At 61.9% G+C, this 16,472-nt stretch carries 14 protein-coding genes; 4 read left to right on the top strand and 10 right to left on the bottom strand.

What is annotated here, in order from left to right; translation table 11 throughout:
- Nucleotides 1-16: 16 nt before the first annotated feature.
- The 10 genes from hisG to PLL20_00995 form a co-directional block, all read right to left on the bottom strand.
- Nucleotides 17-919 (bottom strand): ATP phosphoribosyltransferase, encoded by a 903-nt coding sequence (gene hisG, locus PLL20_00950; GenBank protein HPD28533.1) that lies wholly within the window; start codon nucleotides 917-919, stop codon nucleotides 17-19.
- Between the two features lie 73 nt (nucleotides 920-992).
- Entirely contained in the window at nucleotides 993-1,871 is an 879-nt protein-coding gene (locus PLL20_00955) for a hypothetical protein (protein HPD28534.1), read from the bottom strand.
- Entirely contained in the window at nucleotides 1,868-2,290 is a 423-nt protein-coding gene (gene rbfA, locus PLL20_00960) for a 30S ribosome-binding factor RbfA (GenBank protein ID HPD28535.1), read from the bottom strand. The genes PLL20_00955 and rbfA overlap by 4 nt, the downstream gene beginning before the upstream one ends.
- An 80-nt stretch (nucleotides 2,291-2,370) precedes the next feature.
- On the bottom strand, nucleotides 2,371-2,667 hold the full coding sequence (locus PLL20_00965) for a DUF503 domain-containing protein (GenBank protein HPD28536.1): 297 nt from the start codon (nucleotides 2,665-2,667) through the stop codon (nucleotides 2,371-2,373).
- Between the two features lie 35 nt (nucleotides 2,668-2,702).
- The gene (gene infB, locus PLL20_00970; protein HPD28537.1) at nucleotides 2,703-5,450 is read right to left on the bottom strand and encodes a translation initiation factor IF-2; all 2,748 of its coding nucleotides are present in this window, start codon (nucleotides 5,448-5,450) and stop codon (nucleotides 2,703-2,705) included.
- A 106-nt stretch (nucleotides 5,451-5,556) separates the two neighbouring features.
- Complete coding sequence (nusA, locus tag PLL20_00975; protein ID HPD28538.1) at nucleotides 5,557-6,879, bottom strand: transcription termination factor NusA; 1,323 nt, start codon at nucleotides 6,877-6,879, stop codon at nucleotides 5,557-5,559.
- A 276-nt stretch (nucleotides 6,880-7,155) separates the two neighbouring features.
- Entirely contained in the window at nucleotides 7,156-8,307 is a 1,152-nt protein-coding gene (gene ugpC, locus PLL20_00980) for a sn-glycerol-3-phosphate ABC transporter ATP-binding protein UgpC (GenBank protein ID HPD28539.1), read from the bottom strand.
- 244 nt (nucleotides 8,308-8,551) lie between these two features.
- Nucleotides 8,552-9,094, bottom strand: a complete 543-nt coding sequence (locus tag PLL20_00985; GenBank protein ID HPD28540.1) for a hypothetical protein — start codon at nucleotides 9,092-9,094, stop codon at nucleotides 8,552-8,554.
- A 127-nt stretch (nucleotides 9,095-9,221) separates the two neighbouring features.
- Complete coding sequence (locus PLL20_00990) at nucleotides 9,222-9,620, bottom strand: hypothetical protein (protein HPD28541.1); 399 nt, start codon at nucleotides 9,618-9,620, stop codon at nucleotides 9,222-9,224.
- Complete coding sequence (locus PLL20_00995) at nucleotides 9,596-9,997, bottom strand: sugar-binding protein (GenBank protein HPD28542.1); 402 nt, start codon at nucleotides 9,995-9,997, stop codon at nucleotides 9,596-9,598. The genes PLL20_00990 and PLL20_00995 overlap by 25 nt, the downstream gene beginning before the upstream one ends.
- A gap of 192 nt (nucleotides 9,998-10,189) precedes the next feature.
- On the opposite strand from PLL20_00995, the gene PLL20_01000 reads away from it, so the two are divergent.
- The 4 genes from PLL20_01000 (at nucleotide 10,190) to PLL20_01015 (ending at nucleotide 16,437) form a co-directional block, all read left to right on the top strand.
- The gene (locus PLL20_01000) at nucleotides 10,190-11,335 is read left to right on the top strand and encodes a uroporphyrinogen decarboxylase family protein (protein HPD28543.1); all 1,146 of its coding nucleotides are present in this window, start codon (nucleotides 10,190-10,192) and stop codon (nucleotides 11,333-11,335) included.
- Between the two features lie 436 nt (nucleotides 11,336-11,771).
- Nucleotides 11,772-13,142, top strand: a complete 1,371-nt coding sequence (locus PLL20_01005) for an MFS transporter (GenBank protein ID HPD28544.1) — start codon at nucleotides 11,772-11,774, stop codon at nucleotides 13,140-13,142.
- A gap of 80 nt (nucleotides 13,143-13,222) precedes the next feature.
- The gene (locus PLL20_01010) at nucleotides 13,223-14,089 is read left to right on the top strand and encodes a sugar phosphate isomerase/epimerase family protein (protein HPD28545.1); all 867 of its coding nucleotides are present in this window, start codon (nucleotides 13,223-13,225) and stop codon (nucleotides 14,087-14,089) included.
- A gap of 125 nt (nucleotides 14,090-14,214) precedes the next feature.
- Nucleotides 14,215-16,437: a hypothetical protein gene (locus PLL20_01015; protein ID HPD28546.1), complete on the top strand. Its 2,223-nt coding sequence runs from the start codon at nucleotides 14,215-14,217 to the stop codon at nucleotides 16,435-16,437.
- Nucleotides 16,438-16,472: the final 35 nt, after the last annotated feature.

A 16,472-nucleotide genomic window follows, 5' to 3' on the forward strand; every position in this document is an offset into this window, starting at 1 on the left:
GGCAACCGATCGCCGGCTACGGAATCACCTTGTTCAGTGGATAAACGACAATCCCCGTTCCGCCGACCTTCTGCAGTTGCGGCACCAATTGCCTCTCGACAACCGCCTCAAGGATTACCTCCACCGCCGCATACTGCTCGTCAGCCAGAGACGAAATGGTCGGCGACAACTCCGCGGGCAGGATCTTCAGCAACTTTTCCAGGCTCGCCTTCGGAATATTGAGTTTCAATCCCACTTTGGCCCGCGCCTCGATCGCCCCTTTCAGCAAGAGCGCCAGGGCGTCGATCTTCTCGCGCTTCCAGGGATCTTCGTAAGCCTGCTTATTGGCAATGAATCGTGTCGTCGAAGCAAGAATCTCGTCCACAATCTTGAGGTTGTTGGCCTGCAACGATGATCCGGTCTCGGTCAGCTCGACAATACCATCAACGAGACGCGCTTTGACCTCCGTCGCCCCCCAACTGAACTCGACGCGAACGTTGAGCCCCCTTTTCTCGAAGTATCGCCTCGTGACGTTCACCAGCTCGGTCGCCACAATACCCCCGTCCAGATCTTCGGGCCCGCGAGCTTTGGATTCGTTCGGCACCGCCAGCACCCAACGGGCAGGCCGGGTCGTGGCTTTCGAATAAATCAGTTCGCACACCTCGCGCACGTCGCTGCCGTTTTCGCAGATCCAGTCATAGCCCGTCAGGCCGGCGTCAATCACGCCGTCCTCGACGTAACGGCTCATCTCCTGGGCCCGGAACATCACGCACGAGAGCTCCGGATCGTCAATCGAAGGGTAGTAGTCGCGACCCGAAACATAAAGCTCAAAACCCGCACGATGAAAAAGATCGACCGTCGAGTCCGTCAAACTGCCTTTGGGAATACCGATCTTGAGAACGTGATCCTGTGCCAATGAGTCATTCTCCTTGAAAAGCATTGCAGCCGGCGGTCGGCGGTCGTGCTCGACTCAAGCAAGGACCGGCTCGATCCCGGTCTTGAGGGCCGGCTCCTCATTTCCGCTTGCCGGCCTTGGCCGCTCGACTTGCCGGCGACCGGGCGCGTTCGCCGGCCGTCGGCGACGAGCGGGAAGGCTTGATTCTCCTGGGTGACCGTATAGGCCGGACGACCGATGAACCGGCCATCGGCCTGCTGCCGGCTCCTTGCGAACCGTGATCTCGCGCATCCGCAGCCGATCTACTGGAAGCGGACCCGCTTGGCCCCGCAACCGCTTGAGATGCAACCCGGTCGACCGGCTCTCCCACCGGCGCCTCCGACAGCCGCAGACCGCGACTTGCCGCGTAACGATCCAGCAGCAACGAAAAAACCGCGGCATCCGACGCGCCGATATGGTGCTCCAGGAAACTCTGAACCGCCGGCAGGTCCGCAGCGGGATCCACCACCTCGTCCTTCCGCAACATTTGGAGGGTCAGCTCGTCCACCGGTATCGCATGACCGCCGAGGCTGAACAACGCCACGCTGGCGGCGGCGTAACGGTCCACTCCTTCCAGGGACTCCAGATATTCGCGAGCTTCGCGCCGACCTCGCTGCTTCAGGAAGGAAAGGTCAAGCGTGTCATGCCTGCGACGAATGTCATTCAGAGCGTCCACAATACGCTGAGCCTTCATCTCCGCCTGCGGGACCAGAGGACTGATGATCTTCGCCAACTCGCTGACGGGCGTGACACGCAACTCGTTCAGATCGACCATCTGTTCGCGCAGTTTCTTGAACGCCGTGAACCCCTTGTAGTGAGACGTGTTGCTCCCGAGAATCGCCACCAGCAGTTGCTCGAGCGGGTCCGGAGGTTCCGGAATGGTCGGTTTGCCGAACTTGCGCACCAGCCGGTTGAACAGTTGCCTGAGGCGCCTGGCATAATCACCGCCATGCTTCATGCCTGTTCTCCCGAGGAAGCCTCCATGGAGTCTTCGGGATCGGACGATTCCGCCTCGCCGACCCGTCGTCTTGCCTCCGCTGCCGCTTCATTGATCAGCCGGATCGTCTCCGCCGCCTTCTTAAGCGAGGTGTCAAGATGAAAACTCAACTTCGGACAGTGCCGGATTGACAACTCGCTGCCCACCAGCCGCTGCACGTACCCCGCCGCCGAACAAAGACCCGCCAGCGTACGTCGCTGGATGGACTCCTCCCCTAGCACGCTGATCCAGACTTTCGCGTACTCCAGGTCGCCGCTCACCTCCACGCGGGTCACGCTCGCCAGCGGCGCGATCCGCGGATCGCTCAGTTTGGTCGCGATCGCGTCGCTCACCACCGCTCTCACGATCGTCGCAATCCGTTCCGGCCTGTGACCTCTCATGCCCATCACCGCCCCGCCCGACAACGGCCCGACCCCACGGTCCGGAATTCTTGTACCCGCATCCGGACCCCGCCGTCGCACTAGAACACTTCGATCCGATAGTCGACCAGCGCCGCGGATGTGTCCTGGCGAACATAGTCAACCATCTTATCCAGGGCGCTCTCCACAAACCGGCTCTCGTTCGCCACCATCGCCACGCCCAGCTCGGCCTGTTGCCGGAGATCCAACGACCCGACCTCGGCGACCGAAACGTTGAACCGCCCCTTCAACCGGTCTTTCAGGCTGTTGACCACCCGCCGCTTGTCCTTCAGCGAATAAGCGTCAAAAATCGCCAGCCTCAGGCTGAGAGTCCCCACCACCATCCGATCGGAGGCCATGCTGATCCGCCCACACGTCCGCCGGTTCCGCCCGCCTACAATTTGCGGGTCGTCTCAACGATTTCATACGTCTCGATGACGTCCCCGGGTTTGATGTCATCGAAGTTTTCGATCCGGATCCCGCACTCCATCCCTGCGCGAACCTCTCGAACGTCATCTTTGAACCGCCGCAGGGATGCGATCGCCCTGTGCCGTTCCCGCTTCAGATCGTCCGCCGTCGGAACAATAATCTGCCCGTCGCGGATCACCCGCGCCAGGTGTGACCGCAGGATCGGCCCCTCGGTCACCATGCAGCCGGCAACGGCCCCGACGCGGGAAATGCGGAAAACCTCGCGCACCTCGGCCCGGCCGCGCTTCTCTTCGGTCCTCTCCTTCGGCAACAGGCCCTCCAACGCGTTCCGAACGTCGTCAATCAGGTTGTAGATCACCCGGTACAACCGGATGTCCACGCCCTCGGTCTCGGCGAGCCGTTGAGCGCTCGGGTCCGCCACCACGTTGAAGCCGACTACCAACGCATTGCTCGCTGCAGCCAGCACGACGTCGCTTTCCGTCACCGCCCCGATGCCGGCGTGCAGGAAATGGAGCTTCACCTGCTCGCTCGGAATCTCGCTCAAGGCCTTGTTCAGGGCATCCAGGGAACCCTGAACATCGGCCTTCAGGATGATGTTCAACTCGGGAACCGCCTCGCCCTCACGCTGCCGCACCAGCTCTTCCAGCGTCTGCGGCTTGCGCGCCCGGGTCAGAACATTCGCCCGTCGCTGATTCCGGACCGACTCGGCCACCGCCTTGGCCCGCTGCAATGAATCCACCTGATAGAAGTTTTCACCTGCGTTGGGCACTTCATCCAGTCCGGCCAGCTCGACGGGATAGCCCGGCAGGGCCTCGTCAATCTGTCTGCCGAGATCGTCCCGCATCACCCGGACGCGCCCCGCGGCGCTGCCACACACGATGAAAGCCCCCGGCCTGAGCGTGCCCTCCCGAATCAATACGCGAGCAAGGGGACCGACTCCCTGAGTCATCTGGGCTTCGATGACCGTGCCGGTGGCCGGCACGTCGGGGTCCGCCCGCAGGTTCAACAACTCCGTGAGCATTCCCAGATGCTCGATCAACTCCGGGACGCCCTGGCCGGTGACGGCGGATGTCTTCACAACGTCGATTTCCCCGCCCCACTCGGTGGGCGCCAGCCCAAGCTCGGAAAGCTGGCCGTAGATCTTGTTGATGTCCACTCCCGGCAGATCGATCTTGTTCAAAGCCACGATGATGGTGACTTTGGCGGCCTTGGCATGGTTGATCGCCTCGACCGTCTGAGGCATCACCCCGTCGTCGGCGGCAACGACAAGAACAACGACGTCGGTGAGATGGGCCCCTCGCGCCCGCATCGCCGTGAAGGCCTCATGACCCGGCGTATCCAGGAACGTTACCGACAGGTTGCCGCGCTCCACACGGTAAGCGCCGATGTGCTGGGTGATGCCGCCCGCCTCACCCGCCGCTACCGAGGTCTTTCGGATCGCGTCAAGCAGGCTCGTCTTGCCATGGTCAACGTGGCCGAGCATCGTTACAACCGGAGGACGAGGCTGCGGGTTCTTGCGCTCGCGGCTCGCGAACTCTTCAATCAGCTTGTCGAGCTCCGTCTTCGGCTTGACCACCTGTATCTCGACCCCGAAATCCAGCATCACCATCTCGGCGATCTCGGTGGGAATCACCGTGTTGCGATGCACGAGCCCCATGTTGTGATCGTGCATCAGCTTCGGCATGATCTGGGCCATCCCCACGCCCGTGGCGGAACACAGCTCATGAAGAATGATCGGCTCGGTGACCTCGGCCTTGGTCTTGCGCGGGGCGATTCGAGCGGGCGCCGACTCGGCGGCCTTCTCCCTTGCCCGATGATGGATGCCCCGCCCGCTGGCCGACTGCAGGCGCTCCTGACGTTCGAGCAGGTCACGGTCGTTCCATTCCCGAAGACGCTCGCCAATCTCATAGAGAGAGGTGGTTGAGCGCCGCGGGTTGAGCCGCTGGCGGCCCTTCTTGCCCGGCACATCGTCGTAGACCGGGCCCTTGCCTCCTTTGCCGCGTTTGTGTCCGCCCCCCTCAAACTCCAACGGCTCCGGAACCACCGCCGGCCCCTTGGGTGCCCGCGGAACGGGGCGCGTCACAGGATCAGGCCGAGCATAACCGACAATCTTGGGTCCGCGCATTTGGGCAGGGGCGGGCACATTCTGCGGCCCGGCCGGACGCACGGGCTCGGGAGGTTTCGGCGGGGCAGCCGCAGGAGCTTGGGCAGCCGGCTTGGCCACAACAGGCTCCTCGGCCGGGACCGCCGGCGGCGCTTCCGCTGGCGGAGATGACGGAGGCTCCGGCTCGCCGATCACGACGGCCGGTGGAGCTTGCTCCGCCCCACCCGCCCGTGTTTCCACGACCGGCGGGACAACCACAACCTCCGCCGGCGCCGTGGGGGGGGCGGGCTCAGCAACAACAGCCGCAACCACAACCTGCTCACCCGCTTCCTCGACCGCCGTCTCCTTCGGAGCCTCTGCCTTCTTCCTCCGGGTGCCCTTGCGCTTGATACGCACGGCATCGATGTCCACGGGGGCCGCTTCCTCAACAGCCGTCTTGTGGCCGGCAGCACTGAACCACTCCCGGATTGTCTCCGCCAGGCCGGCCGAGAGCGCGGACATGTGGTTCGTCACCCCTTCGACGCCTTCGCTCTTGCACTTCTCGATGATCGCCTTGCTGGTGACGCCCAGTTCCTTGCTCAGCGTGTGGACCCGAAGCTTATCCGACAAATTCAACCTCCTGAACCGGCCTCATGGATCCCCCCCCGCCGTCCGGCCAATTTGCACAGGATGGCCGGCTCAACGGCGGAAAGATCCCATCCCGGACCCGTGATTCTCAGCCTTCGGCTGGTGCCTCACTGTTGCCACCAGTCGATTCGGATGCCGACGTTCCATCCTCGGCAACCATAGTCGATTCGGATGCCTGCGTTCCATCCTCGGCCATAGCCGCTTCACCCGCCGCTGCAGCCTCCGCAGCGGCTTCAACGGCCAGGGCTTTGGCTGCCGCCGTCTCGATGGCCAACCGCTTGGCCGCCTCCGAGGCAATGCTGACCACCTGGGCGGCCAGCTCCTCCGACAACCCAACATCTTTCACCAGCGGGGCAGCGCCAACCTCTTCAACATCTCCTAGGGAGATAATGCCCAACGCCTGGATCTTCGCGATTTTGTCCTCCCCCACTCCCTCGATCTCGCTCAGCACCTTCTCCAACTCGTCAAGGTTCTTGTTGTATTCCGCCGGCGTAAGGATATCGATGTCCCAACCCGTCAGCCGAGCGGCAAGCCTCACGTTCTGACCGCGCTTGCCGATAGCCAGCGAAAGCTGATCCTCCGCCACCACCACGGTTGCCCGGCCAAGCTCGAAACACAAGGCGGTCTCCTGTACCTCCGCCGGCTTCAGGGCGTTCCCGATCAGGATCTGAGACGACTCATTCCAGCGAACAATGTCGATCTTCTCGCCCCCCAGTTCCAGAACGATGTTCTTGATCCGGCTGCCCCGAACTCCCACGCACGCACCCACCGCGTCAACCTTGCTGTCAATCGACGACACCGCGATCTTCGTGCGATAGCCCGCTTCGCGCGCCAAAGCCCGGATCTCGATGATTCGTTCGGCTACCTCGGGCACTTCCAGCTCGAACAGCCGGCTGATGAAATCGGGGTGCGACCGGCTCAGCACGATCTTGACCTGGTGCGGCGCTTCGCGCACGTCCAGAATCAGGCACCGGATCCGCTCGCCCGGATGATGAGTCTCGCCCGGAATCTGCTCGCTCCGCGGCAAAAAACCCTCGGTCCGACCCAGGTTGACGATCAGGGCGCCCCCCTCGAACCGCGACACCGTACCCGTCACCACCGTCCCCTTGCGCTCCAGGAACTCCTCGTAGATGCTGCCCCGCTCCGCCTCACGGATCTTCTGGATCATCACCTGTTTGGCGGTCTGAGCCGCGATACGCCCCAGCTCCTTCATGTCGATCGGCTGGTTGTTGCAGCTCGCAGTGATCTCGCCGCTAAGCCGGTCGATGTTCACCACGACCTCATCGTTCGGACCATGGGCCTTGCGGACCGCGGACACCATCGCCTGTTCGAGGTCTGCAAACACGACCTCCTTCTCGATGTTCTTGTCCCGAGCGATGCTGTCGACAATCCGAACAAGCTCAACATTCATCTCGCATCACCTCTGCTGAAAGGGCTTCCATTCGCCCTGTCTGGCTTTCTCTTGCCTCGCCGGAAGCTTGCGCTGCCGTTCTCCCCGCACTCGCTCGCCTCGAACCGGCCAGGACAAACAAAAAAGTGGGACGTTCGCCGGACCCACTTCTTGAGCCGCCATCCCACTCGGGACAAGACGGCATACACAAAACGAAGGTACAGGACGATCGCTTAGTGCATCGCCGTCCTCCTTGCGATGCAGCGGCGACCGGCTGCGGGGTCCTGCCCACGGCTATCAAACCGCTCGGGCCGCACTGACCTGTTCTCCGGCACCGTTCAGACCCACATTGACACCTTCTTCGCCCGGCTCAAACACATGTATCTGATCAAGATTCAGGTACATGGGCATCTGCATGCCGTCCTTCAATGACCGGTCCGCTTCGATCCGGCAAACCACATGAGCGTGCGACCCGGTCTGGACGTACAAATCCATCTTGTCGCCCAACGGCTCGATGACACTAATCGTCACGTCGATCCTGTTGCCCTGACCTGCGAACTTGCCCTCATTTGAGCAGGACAGACTCTCCGGGCGAACCCCCAGGACCATCGCTTCACCAACCCGTCCGCTGAGCGGCTTCTCCAGACGTTCTGGCATCCGAATCCGGCTCGAACCCTCGTCAAACCATAAGGATCCGTTCTCGGCCACGATCCGTCCCGAAAAGAAATTCATCGGCGGCGTGCCCAGAAATCCCGCAACAAACCGGTTGACCGGCAGATCATAAACCTCCAGCGGGGCTGCACACTGGTGCACCACGCCATCCCTCATGACCACCACCCGATCACCCAACGTCATGGCCTCTTCCTGGTCATGGGTGACGTAAATCGTCGTCGTCGACAACCGCCGATGCAGTTTCTTCAGCTCAGCCCGCATTTCAACCCTAAGCTTCGCATCCAGATTGCTCAGCGGCTCGTCAAACAAGAACGCTTTGGGGGTTCTGACGATCGCCCGTCCGACAGCGACCCGCTGCCTTTGGCCGCCTGACAGCGCTTTCGGCTTGCGGTCCAGGAGATCCTCTATACCAAGTAGCCTCGCGGCAGCACGTACCCGCTGGTCGATTTCCGCCTTCGGGACCCGCCGCAGCTTGAGCCCAAAGGCCATGTTCTTGTACACCGTCATGTGCGGGTACAGGGCATAGTTCTGGAAGACCATGGCGATGTCACGATCCTTGGGCGGAACGTCGTTCACCACCCGCTGGCCGATGCGAATGGTCCCGGAGGTGACTTCCTCTAACCCGGCCACCATCCGCAACGTCGTGCTCTTGCCACACCCCGAAGGCCCAACAAGAACCACGAACTCCTTGTCGTGAATCCTCAGTGACACATTGTCCACCGCCTTCACCGGGCCGGGATAGACCTTTGTCACGTTTTCAAGGACCACTTCCGCCATAAAAGCTACACTCCAAAGCGACGTGCATAATGAGCCGCCTCGGTCCCTGTCATGGTTCCGATTATAGTTGGTGCCTCGCCGCTGTCAACGACGCTACACATCGCAGCCAAGCGGTCAAGCCGGACTCCCGACCTCTGAAGCCCAGGTGCGGCGAGCAGCCTCAGCATTCTGTCCATACATGAGTTACGAGCGATCGATAGCCGTCGCCGCCGCGAGGTAGGCGGGCAACGAGGCTGGCGTCCGCTCACGGACCCATCAGAGCGTCGATGCGGCGGATCATTTCAGCCCTGACGCCGTCAGGTTCCTCCTTGCCGGTCAGGCGCCTCAGCCACGTCGCACTCTCCTCGACTTGCGGAACCTCGCGTCGAGCCTGACGATACTGCCAAATGGCCCACTCCAACGTGGCAGCATATCGAAGATCATCAACCGCCTCTCGCCAGCCCGCAAACCGAATGGTGTCAACCGGTTTGCCCACAGCCGGATACGCGAAGTTGTGATCCCGGTAATGAGGATGGTCAAAATCATCCCAGGCCGCTTTGTCGTCCATGGTCCGGTACTCGTAGTCAATTGCCCCATCGTAGCCGGCCACTCGCAAGGCTAAACCGTAGGTGCGGCGGTAAACCTCCGGCCGCTCGACCCCGGCATGAGGGTTGCCGTAGCTCAGGATCTTGTACCCCCTCGCGTGAACCTGCCTTGCAAGCGAAGGCAAGAGCGTGCCGCTCACCACCGGATAGTCGAGGATGTCACCCATGTCCGGAAAGTAGCTTGCCGAACAGGCAACCCACATCTTGCCACCACCGGCACGGGCTGCCTCCCAGGCTGGACACTGAGAGCGCAAGGCCTCTCCGGTCGCCTCGTCGCGCCCCTGGAAGCAATAGGCCGGGTGACCGTTCCTCAACGCCCAAGCGGTGGCTTCACGGGCATGCCGGGTGACGGCCGCCAACCTCCTTGCCAATCTGATCGAAAGCGCGATTGACGACCTCCATGTCGGGGTCGGCCGACGGCGATACTTCATCAGTAAGCCGGCCGAACACGAGATATCCGAACCGCACGGGATTGCCGTGATTGCCATCCGTCGGGCACCAGAGCGAGTTCTCCCGCTGTTCTCCCTCGGCTTTCGGCTCACGCCCGCGCGTCAGATTCATGCCCCACCGCTCACCGGGAGCCGGCGCAGCTCCGAAAGTCCTGAAGGGAATCCGCACCTCGAGCGTCCATGCGTCGTTCGTTCGACCCGCTGCCGCCTCGGCCGGCAGGTCGGCCGAGAAGTCACCGCAATAGCTGCACGCGATCAAACCCTGGCGTTGATAATGCACTGGTAGTATCGCTGCCGAGTAGCCTGAGGATCGAGGAAGATTTCGATACAGTCATCATTCCACACTCTGTGCGGTGCGTCCGCCTCGTCGCGGCACTTGAGGCGGGATATGTCCGGCTCGCACGCCGGCACCGAAACGTATATCGCCTCGGCAGCGCGCACGAGCCGAAACTCGGTCGCGAACTTTGCCGGCTGCCGCTTGTTGGACACAAGGCCGGTAATGAGTGGAGCGGCCTTGCAGGCTTTATCCTCCAAGCGCCCGTCAATCGCGGGTGGCTCAATCACTCGCTTGGCAAGGTATGTTTGGGGATTCTCCGCCGCCGTGATCGCGCGTAGCAACCCCAACGTCACACAAGCGGATACGAGGCAGTTTCTCATGTAAGCATCCTCCCCGTTCGGCCGCAACCGAAGTCCTACCTTTCGGCCGCACGCCGGACAACGGCTGGGTCAGGTTCACGAGTGGTGCCGACGCCCCCTCGGCGCGTCTTCGCGCATCAGGAAGGGTAGGACAACCACTCGTCTGCGGCTATCATCTGCGCCATGACCTCACGGGACCGAATTCGAGCAGCCATGCAACACGAGCCGGTGGACCGGGTGCCCGTTATGTGCCAACTGGCACTGGGACACTATTTCCTGCACAGCGGCCGCAAGCCTTCGGAGATCTGGTTCGACACACCGACGTTTATCGAAACCCTGGCGGATTTCCAGCGGCGATACGGTTTTGACGGCTTTCTTATCAACCTCCCGGGACGCCCGGCAAACTGGCGGGACTACCTGCAGACCGCCGAACCGCATGACAACGGCGAGTATCTTGTTTGGCGCTTCGGCATGGAGACTTTCGTTCCAGCCGATGACAACCCGCACACCTTCCTGGTCGGCCACCGCGATCTGCCACGCGCCGACTATATCACGGTCGATCCCGACGATCCTGCCACTTTCCGCCTCCCTGGCTACGTCTGGAACACGTGGCACGCGCCGATATTATGGGACATTCCGGATGACGCTGATCTGACGCGGCCGGATGTCTATCCTGACTGGCTGACCCGCGGCCTGCGGCAGGCCCGGGTAGCCTGCCCCGACGTCTCCGTCCACATCGAGGTCTTCTCACCGTTCACGCACCTGCTCGAACTGTTCGGATACCAGTCGGCCCTCATCGCACTGATTGAGGCCGAAGAAGCCTGCCACCGGATGCTCGACCAGTTTGCCAGGCAGGTTAGTGCCCAAGTCGAATGTTTCGCCTCTTGCTTGCCCGACGCCGTTCTCATCAGCTCGGCTTTCGCAGGCGGAGGTTTCATCAGCCGCGAGATGTACGTCGATTTCGTCGTGCCATACGAGCGTCGGGTTGTCGAGGCTATTCACAAGCACGCCTTGCCGGCCTATGTGCACACCTGCGGCAAGATCGGTGATCGGCTCGACCTGATGGCTGAAACCGGCGTGGATGGCATCGACACGCTGGACCCGCCGCCGCTGGGAACCGTGGACCTGGCCAAAGCCAAGGCGGAGTTCGGGAAGCGATTCTTCTTCAAGGGCAACCTCGACGCCGTGAACGAGATGCTCCGGGCCGACGATGCGACGTTCGAGAACGCCGTCAGACAACGACTTGCAGTCGGCAGCCGGGGCTCGGGCTACATTCTCTCGTCGGCGTGTTCAGTAGCCCCCGCAGTACGACCAGAACGGCTCAAGCGAATGGTTGAACTCTCCCAGGAATGCGCATGAATCAACGCCGGCAAAGTCCCCTGCTTCGCAATACGTGCCCCCCCCTTCTCCCCCGTCCGACCTTGACGGCGACCAATCGAATTCGTCCAAAAATCGCAAAAACAACTTGAAATCCCGTGGAGCATGTGCCATACTGAATGTTGCCGAAGCGATATAGCACGGGCCCAAGTACCAGGTTCGAGGTCATTGTCCTGGGGCGTCAGGGCTTTCGCCAAGAGCGACCACAATCCGGTTCGCCGGAGCGCCTAACCTCCTTGTGCATGCCGCTTCGGCATTTTTGCGCGCTCGAGGTGATGCTGTTACCTGCCGAGGTCCAAGCCATCAACATGGACACCCCCACGCTCATCCATTAGCATTCCCGAACGTAAAGTGCGCCTTGGGCGGCCGGCGTCGCGACGCCCAACAAGGGCTGTGGTTCAACAAGCGAGGTTTCTCTATGGCTCACGAGACCCCACAACTGGCTCCCGAACAAAAGCCGAGATGGTATCAGGGGCTCACCGGCTACCAGTGGTGGGTCGTCTGCGTCGGCTCGCTGGCTTGGCTGATGGATACCTTCTCCCAGCGGCTCTTCGTGCTTGCCCGAACGCCGGCACTCATGGATGTGCTCGGAGCATCGGCGACGGCTGACGAAGTCAAGGCCTACGCCAACTACGCCACCGCAGCCATGATGCTCGGCTGGGCGGTCGGCGGCTTCTACTTCGGTATCGTGGGCGACAAGTGGGGCCGGGCAAAGACCCTCTCGGCATCGGTCCTGGTCTATTCAATCTTCACCGGTCTGTCAGGCTTCGCAGCAGGCGGATGGGATTTCTGTGTGTGGCGATTCCTGATGGGCTGCGGTATCGGCGGGGCCTTCGCGACCGGTGCCACGCTGATCGCCGAGACCGTCCCGCCGCATTCGCGAGCTTTTGCGCTCGGCATGTTCCAGGCCCTCTCGGCCGTCGGCAACATCACCGCGTCGGCGATCGGACGCTTTCTCATCCTGCCCGGTACGCCGGTGCTGCAGGGAATCCTCGGGGAGAATGGCATCGCCGGCTGGCGAATGTTGTTCTTTGTCGGGGCGCTGCCCGCCATCCTTGTCGTCTTCATCATGACCACGATCAGGGAGCCGCAGAGCTGGCTGGAGGCTCGAAAGGTCGCTGCTTCGGACAAACTTCACAAGCAGATGGGCGATATCAAAGGAATGTTTACCGACCCGCGATGGCGCCGCAGCACGCTGGTCGGCGTCGCCTTGGCTGTCGCCGGCGTCGTCGGCCTCTGGGGCGTCGGATTCTGGTCACCCGAACTGATCCGCCAGGCACTCCCCAATGCCACTTCCCAACAGATTGATCGCGTCATCGGATTGGGCACTCTCCTCCAGGATGTGGGTGCCTTCTTCGGCATGTTCGTGTTCACTCTGATCGCCACGCTGTTGGGGCGACGAATTGGATTCGGCGTGTCTTTCCTCGCCGCGTTCATCGTGGTCTCAGGCGTGTTCCTGACGCTCCGCGAGGCATGGCATGCTTACCTCATGCTGCCGATGGTCGGGTTCGTGACGCTGAGCGTGTTTGGCGGCTACTCGATTTACTTCCCCGAGATCTACCCCACGCGGCTTCGCTCCACGGGAACGGCTTTCTGCTACAACGTCGCTCGCGTGCTGACCGCCGTCATCATACTGTTGGGCGGAGGCCTTCAACTCGCCTTGAAGAAAGCCGGCGTCGACGAGGTCTTCCGCTGGGGCGCGGTCATCCTGTGCGGCTTCTACTTCCTCGGAATCATCGCCTTGATCTGGGCACCCGAGACGAAGGATAAGCCGTTGCCGGAGGATTGACCGGCAGGCTTTGCCTGCCACCTTTGGGAGCGTAAGGCGTGCAGTTCCCATCTTGGTCTTATGGGCGGAGGAATGGGCCCATGAAGCTTTCACGACGACAATGGCTGGCAGGCGCGGGAACCGCAGCGGCCGGCTTGGCTCTCACGCGGCTGCAAGCCATGGCCGATGAAACCCGCAAGTCGGGCATGAAGTTCGGCATGTGCGACTGGTCCATCGGCCGCGATGACCCCGGCGTATTCGACGTTGCCAAGCAGATCGGCCTCGACGGCGTCGAGGTCAGCATCGGCTATCCAAAAGATGGTCTCCAGCTTCGCAGGGCCGAGGTGCAGAAAGCCTACATGGAAGCAGCCCACAGAACGGGCTTGTCGATTCCTTCGACGGCCATGGGGGTGCTCAACGACGTCCCGCTGGTGTCCGAACCGAAAGCCGCGCTCTGGGTCGCCGATGGGATCGAAGCCACCGCCAGACTGGGTGCCAAGTCGATGTTGCTGGCTTTCTTCGGAAAGGGCGAGTTAAAGGAAGATGCCAAGGAAGACCTCCGGCGGGTCACCGAGGCGCTGGTCGAGCTGGCCCCGCGGGCCGAAAAGGCCGGAGTGATTCTGGGCTTCGAGAGCTACCTCTCGGCCAGGACCCTGATCGGCATCCTCGACCAAGTGAAGTCGCCCGCGCTGCAGGTCTATTACGACATTTACAACAACGCCCACGTCAAGCATGATCCGCTCGAAGAAATGCGCCTGCTGGGCCGCAATAAAATCTGCCAGATCCATTTCAAGGACTATCCGATGCTCGAAAAAGGCAGCGGCAAGGTGGACTGGCCGGCCACAGTGAGAGTGCTGCGCGAGATCAAGTACGACGGCTGGATCGTCCTGGAAACCGGCAGCCCGAACAAGGATATCGTGGCTGACACAAAGAAGAATCTGGCATACGTGAAAGGATTGTTCGCTTAAGACCGTTAGCCTATCAGCCCCTTGCACGATCCGGGCACGTCAGGCAAGCTCATCGCCCCTTTCGCTTGTCCTGATTACCTGAGGATCTGATGGGCTGGAGGCTTTTTCTCCTCGGAGCCCTACTCATGACCATCGGCGATTTTCCGCCTCGCGACGATCGTTACACCATTCTCCAGGGTGAAATGGATTGGCTGCGCATACCCGTCTGGGAATCGCTGTTCAGCCAGAGCAATGGGCTGCTGGGTATCCGCGGCAGCTTCGAGGAGCCGATGATCGGCACGCGATCTCGAAATCTGACCCTCATGGCCGGTCTCTATGACACCCTGCCTGACGGTCTGCCGGAACTGCCCCCCCTTCCAGATGCTTTGACCACGCACATCGTGTTGTGCGACCAGCCTTTTGACTTGCGTCGCGGGCATATCCGCAGCTTTTCGCGATGGCTGGACATGAAACGAGGGTTGCTTTGCCGCGAAGTCACTTGGCAAGACGCGGCCGGCCACACAACGCGCCTGACTTTTCAACGATTTGTCAGCCTGGCCAATCGCAATATCCTCGCGGTGCGCATCCGAATCGTCCCGGTTGACTGGTCCGGACCGGTCGAACTCAAAACGGGCATCCGGCATAGCGAGCCCGCCGCTTTCGGCAAGGTCTCGCACTGGGACCCGCCCAAGCTCACGTCCTCGGCCCACGGGTTGGCGACCCTGGAAACCCGGACCAGCCAAAGTCGGCGCCCGCTGGCCGTGGCCGGTGCTTACGTCGCCGTAGACCAGCAGAACCCCATACCGGGTGAAGCCTCCTCCGATCCCTGTACGGCCGGCCAGTCGTATATCCTCGACGTCTCAGAAGACGCCGTCTACTGCTTTGACCGCTTTGTCGCCTTCATGGCCGGATCGCCGGATGCCGAATCACCCGCCAAGGCCGCCCGAAACGCTGCCCTGTCCGCCGCCAAGAGCGGATGGAACGAACAACTCGAAGATCACATCGTCGCCTGCGCGGAACTCTGGGACCAAATGGACGTCGAGATCGACGGACCGGTCGAGGATCAACAGGCCATCCGTTTCAACCTCTTCCAGCTCGCCACCCTCTGCCCGCCGCCCGGCGAGATCGCCGGCATCGCCCCCAAAGGCCTGGGCGGCACGCATTACGGTGGCCACGTCTTCTGGGACACCGAGATCTACATGCTGCCGTTCTTCGCCCTGACCAATCCGCAAGGCGCCAAGACCCTGCTGACCTATCGTCGTGCAACATTGGACGGCGCCCGCCGCAAGGCACGATCCAACAACTACCGCGGCGCCCAGTATGCGTGGGAAAGCGCCGACACCGGCGATGAGACCTGCCCCGCAAGCTGGACCGACCCGACCACCGGCGAGAAACACCGTATCTGGTGCGGCGACATCCAGGACCATATCTCCGCTGACGTATCGTTCGCCATCGACCAGTACGTTCGCGTCAGCGGAGACGAGGATTTCCTCTGGGAGCACGGGGCGGAGGTCATGTTCGAGACCGCCCGCTTCTGGGCCAGCCGCGTCACGCGCAACGCCGCCGGTCGATTCGAGATCCGCGATGCAATGGGACCGGATGAGTTTCACATCCACGTCGACAACGACGCCTTTACCAACTACATGGCCCGCTGGAACCTCCAGGCCGCCGCCGACCTGTGGGACAACGCCGCCTTCCCGAAAAGCAAACGAAGAGACCTTGCCGCCCAACTGGGCTTGGACTCCGACGAAGTCGCCACCTGGCGAGACATTGCGAAGAACATCGTTCTGCTCTGCGACGAACAAACCGGCCTCATCAACCAGCACGCCGGTTTCTTTGACCGGCCGGAGGTCTCGCCGGATATTCTACGCATCACGCGGAGTACCTCGATCACGGAGATCATCGGTGCAGGAATGGCTATCGAAAGTCAGGTGCTCAAGCAGGCCGAGGTGGTGCTCCTCCAGACCCTGCTCGAGGACCAGTTCAGCCGCGAATCACGCGAGGCCAACTACAGGTACTATGAACCTCGGACCAGCCACGACTCATCGCTGAGCGTCAGCGCCCATGCGTGGGCCGCCGCGAGCCTCGACCACATCGAAGAAGCTTACAGCTACTTTCGACGAGCCGCCTATCTGGACCTCAACGATCTGGCAGGCAACACGGCCGAAGGCCTCCACACCGCCAACATGGGCGGCGTCTGGCTGACCGTCGCAATGGGCTTTGCCGGCCTGAACCTCAGGGGCGAATCCCCTACCGCGACCCCCGCCCTGCCGGCTAACTGGCGACATCTCAAAATGAACATCTCCTTCCGCGGCAAGCGATTCCGCGTCGAATGCAGCAGCGATCGCGGAGCAGTGGAACCAAGGTAGCACACAACCCTCGCCCGAGTATGTCGCCGCGCACG

The sequence above is a fragment of the Phycisphaerae bacterium genome (genome assembly GCA_035384605.1).
GTDB lineage: Bacteria > Planctomycetota > Phycisphaerae > UBA1845 > PWPN01 > JAUCQB01.

What these genes read in the sequence shown, in the direction of transcription:
- hisG (HPD28533.1), bottom strand. Translation starts at nt 919, where the DNA reads ATGCTTTTCAAGGAGAATGACTCATTGGCACAGGATCACGTTCTCAAG.
- PLL20_00955 (HPD28534.1), bottom strand. Translation starts at nt 1,871, where the DNA reads ATGAAGCATGGCGGTGATTATGCCAGGCGCCTCAGGCAACTGTTCAAC.
- rbfA (HPD28535.1), bottom strand. Translation starts at nt 2,290, where the DNA reads ATGAGAGGTCACAGGCCGGAACGGATTGCGACGATCGTGAGAGCGGTG.
- PLL20_00965 (HPD28536.1), bottom strand. Translation starts at nt 2,667, where the DNA reads ATGGCCTCCGATCGGATGGTGGTGGGGACTCTCAGCCTGAGGCTGGCG.
- nusA (HPD28538.1), bottom strand. Translation starts at nt 6,879, where the DNA reads ATGAATGTTGAGCTTGTTCGGATTGTCGACAGCATCGCTCGGGACAAG.
- ugpC (HPD28539.1), bottom strand. Translation starts at nt 8,307, where the DNA reads ATGGCGGAAGTGGTCCTTGAAAACGTGACAAAGGTCTATCCCGGCCCG.
- PLL20_00985 (HPD28540.1), bottom strand. Translation starts at nt 9,094, where the DNA reads ATGTGGGTTGCCTGTTCGGCAAGCTACTTTCCGGACATGGGTGACATC.
- PLL20_00995 (HPD28542.1), bottom strand. Translation starts at nt 9,997, where the DNA reads ATGAGAAACTGCCTCGTATCCGCTTGTGTGACGTTGGGGTTGCTACGC.
- PLL20_01000 (HPD28543.1), top strand. Translation starts at nt 10,190, where the DNA reads ATGCAACACGAGCCGGTGGACCGGGTGCCCGTTATGTGCCAACTGGCA.
- PLL20_01005 (HPD28544.1), top strand. Translation starts at nt 11,772, where the DNA reads ATGGCTCACGAGACCCCACAACTGGCTCCCGAACAAAAGCCGAGATGG.
- PLL20_01010 (HPD28545.1), top strand. Translation starts at nt 13,223, where the DNA reads ATGAAGCTTTCACGACGACAATGGCTGGCAGGCGCGGGAACCGCAGCG.
- PLL20_01015 (HPD28546.1), top strand. Translation starts at nt 14,215, where the DNA reads ATGACCATCGGCGATTTTCCGCCTCGCGACGATCGTTACACCATTCTC.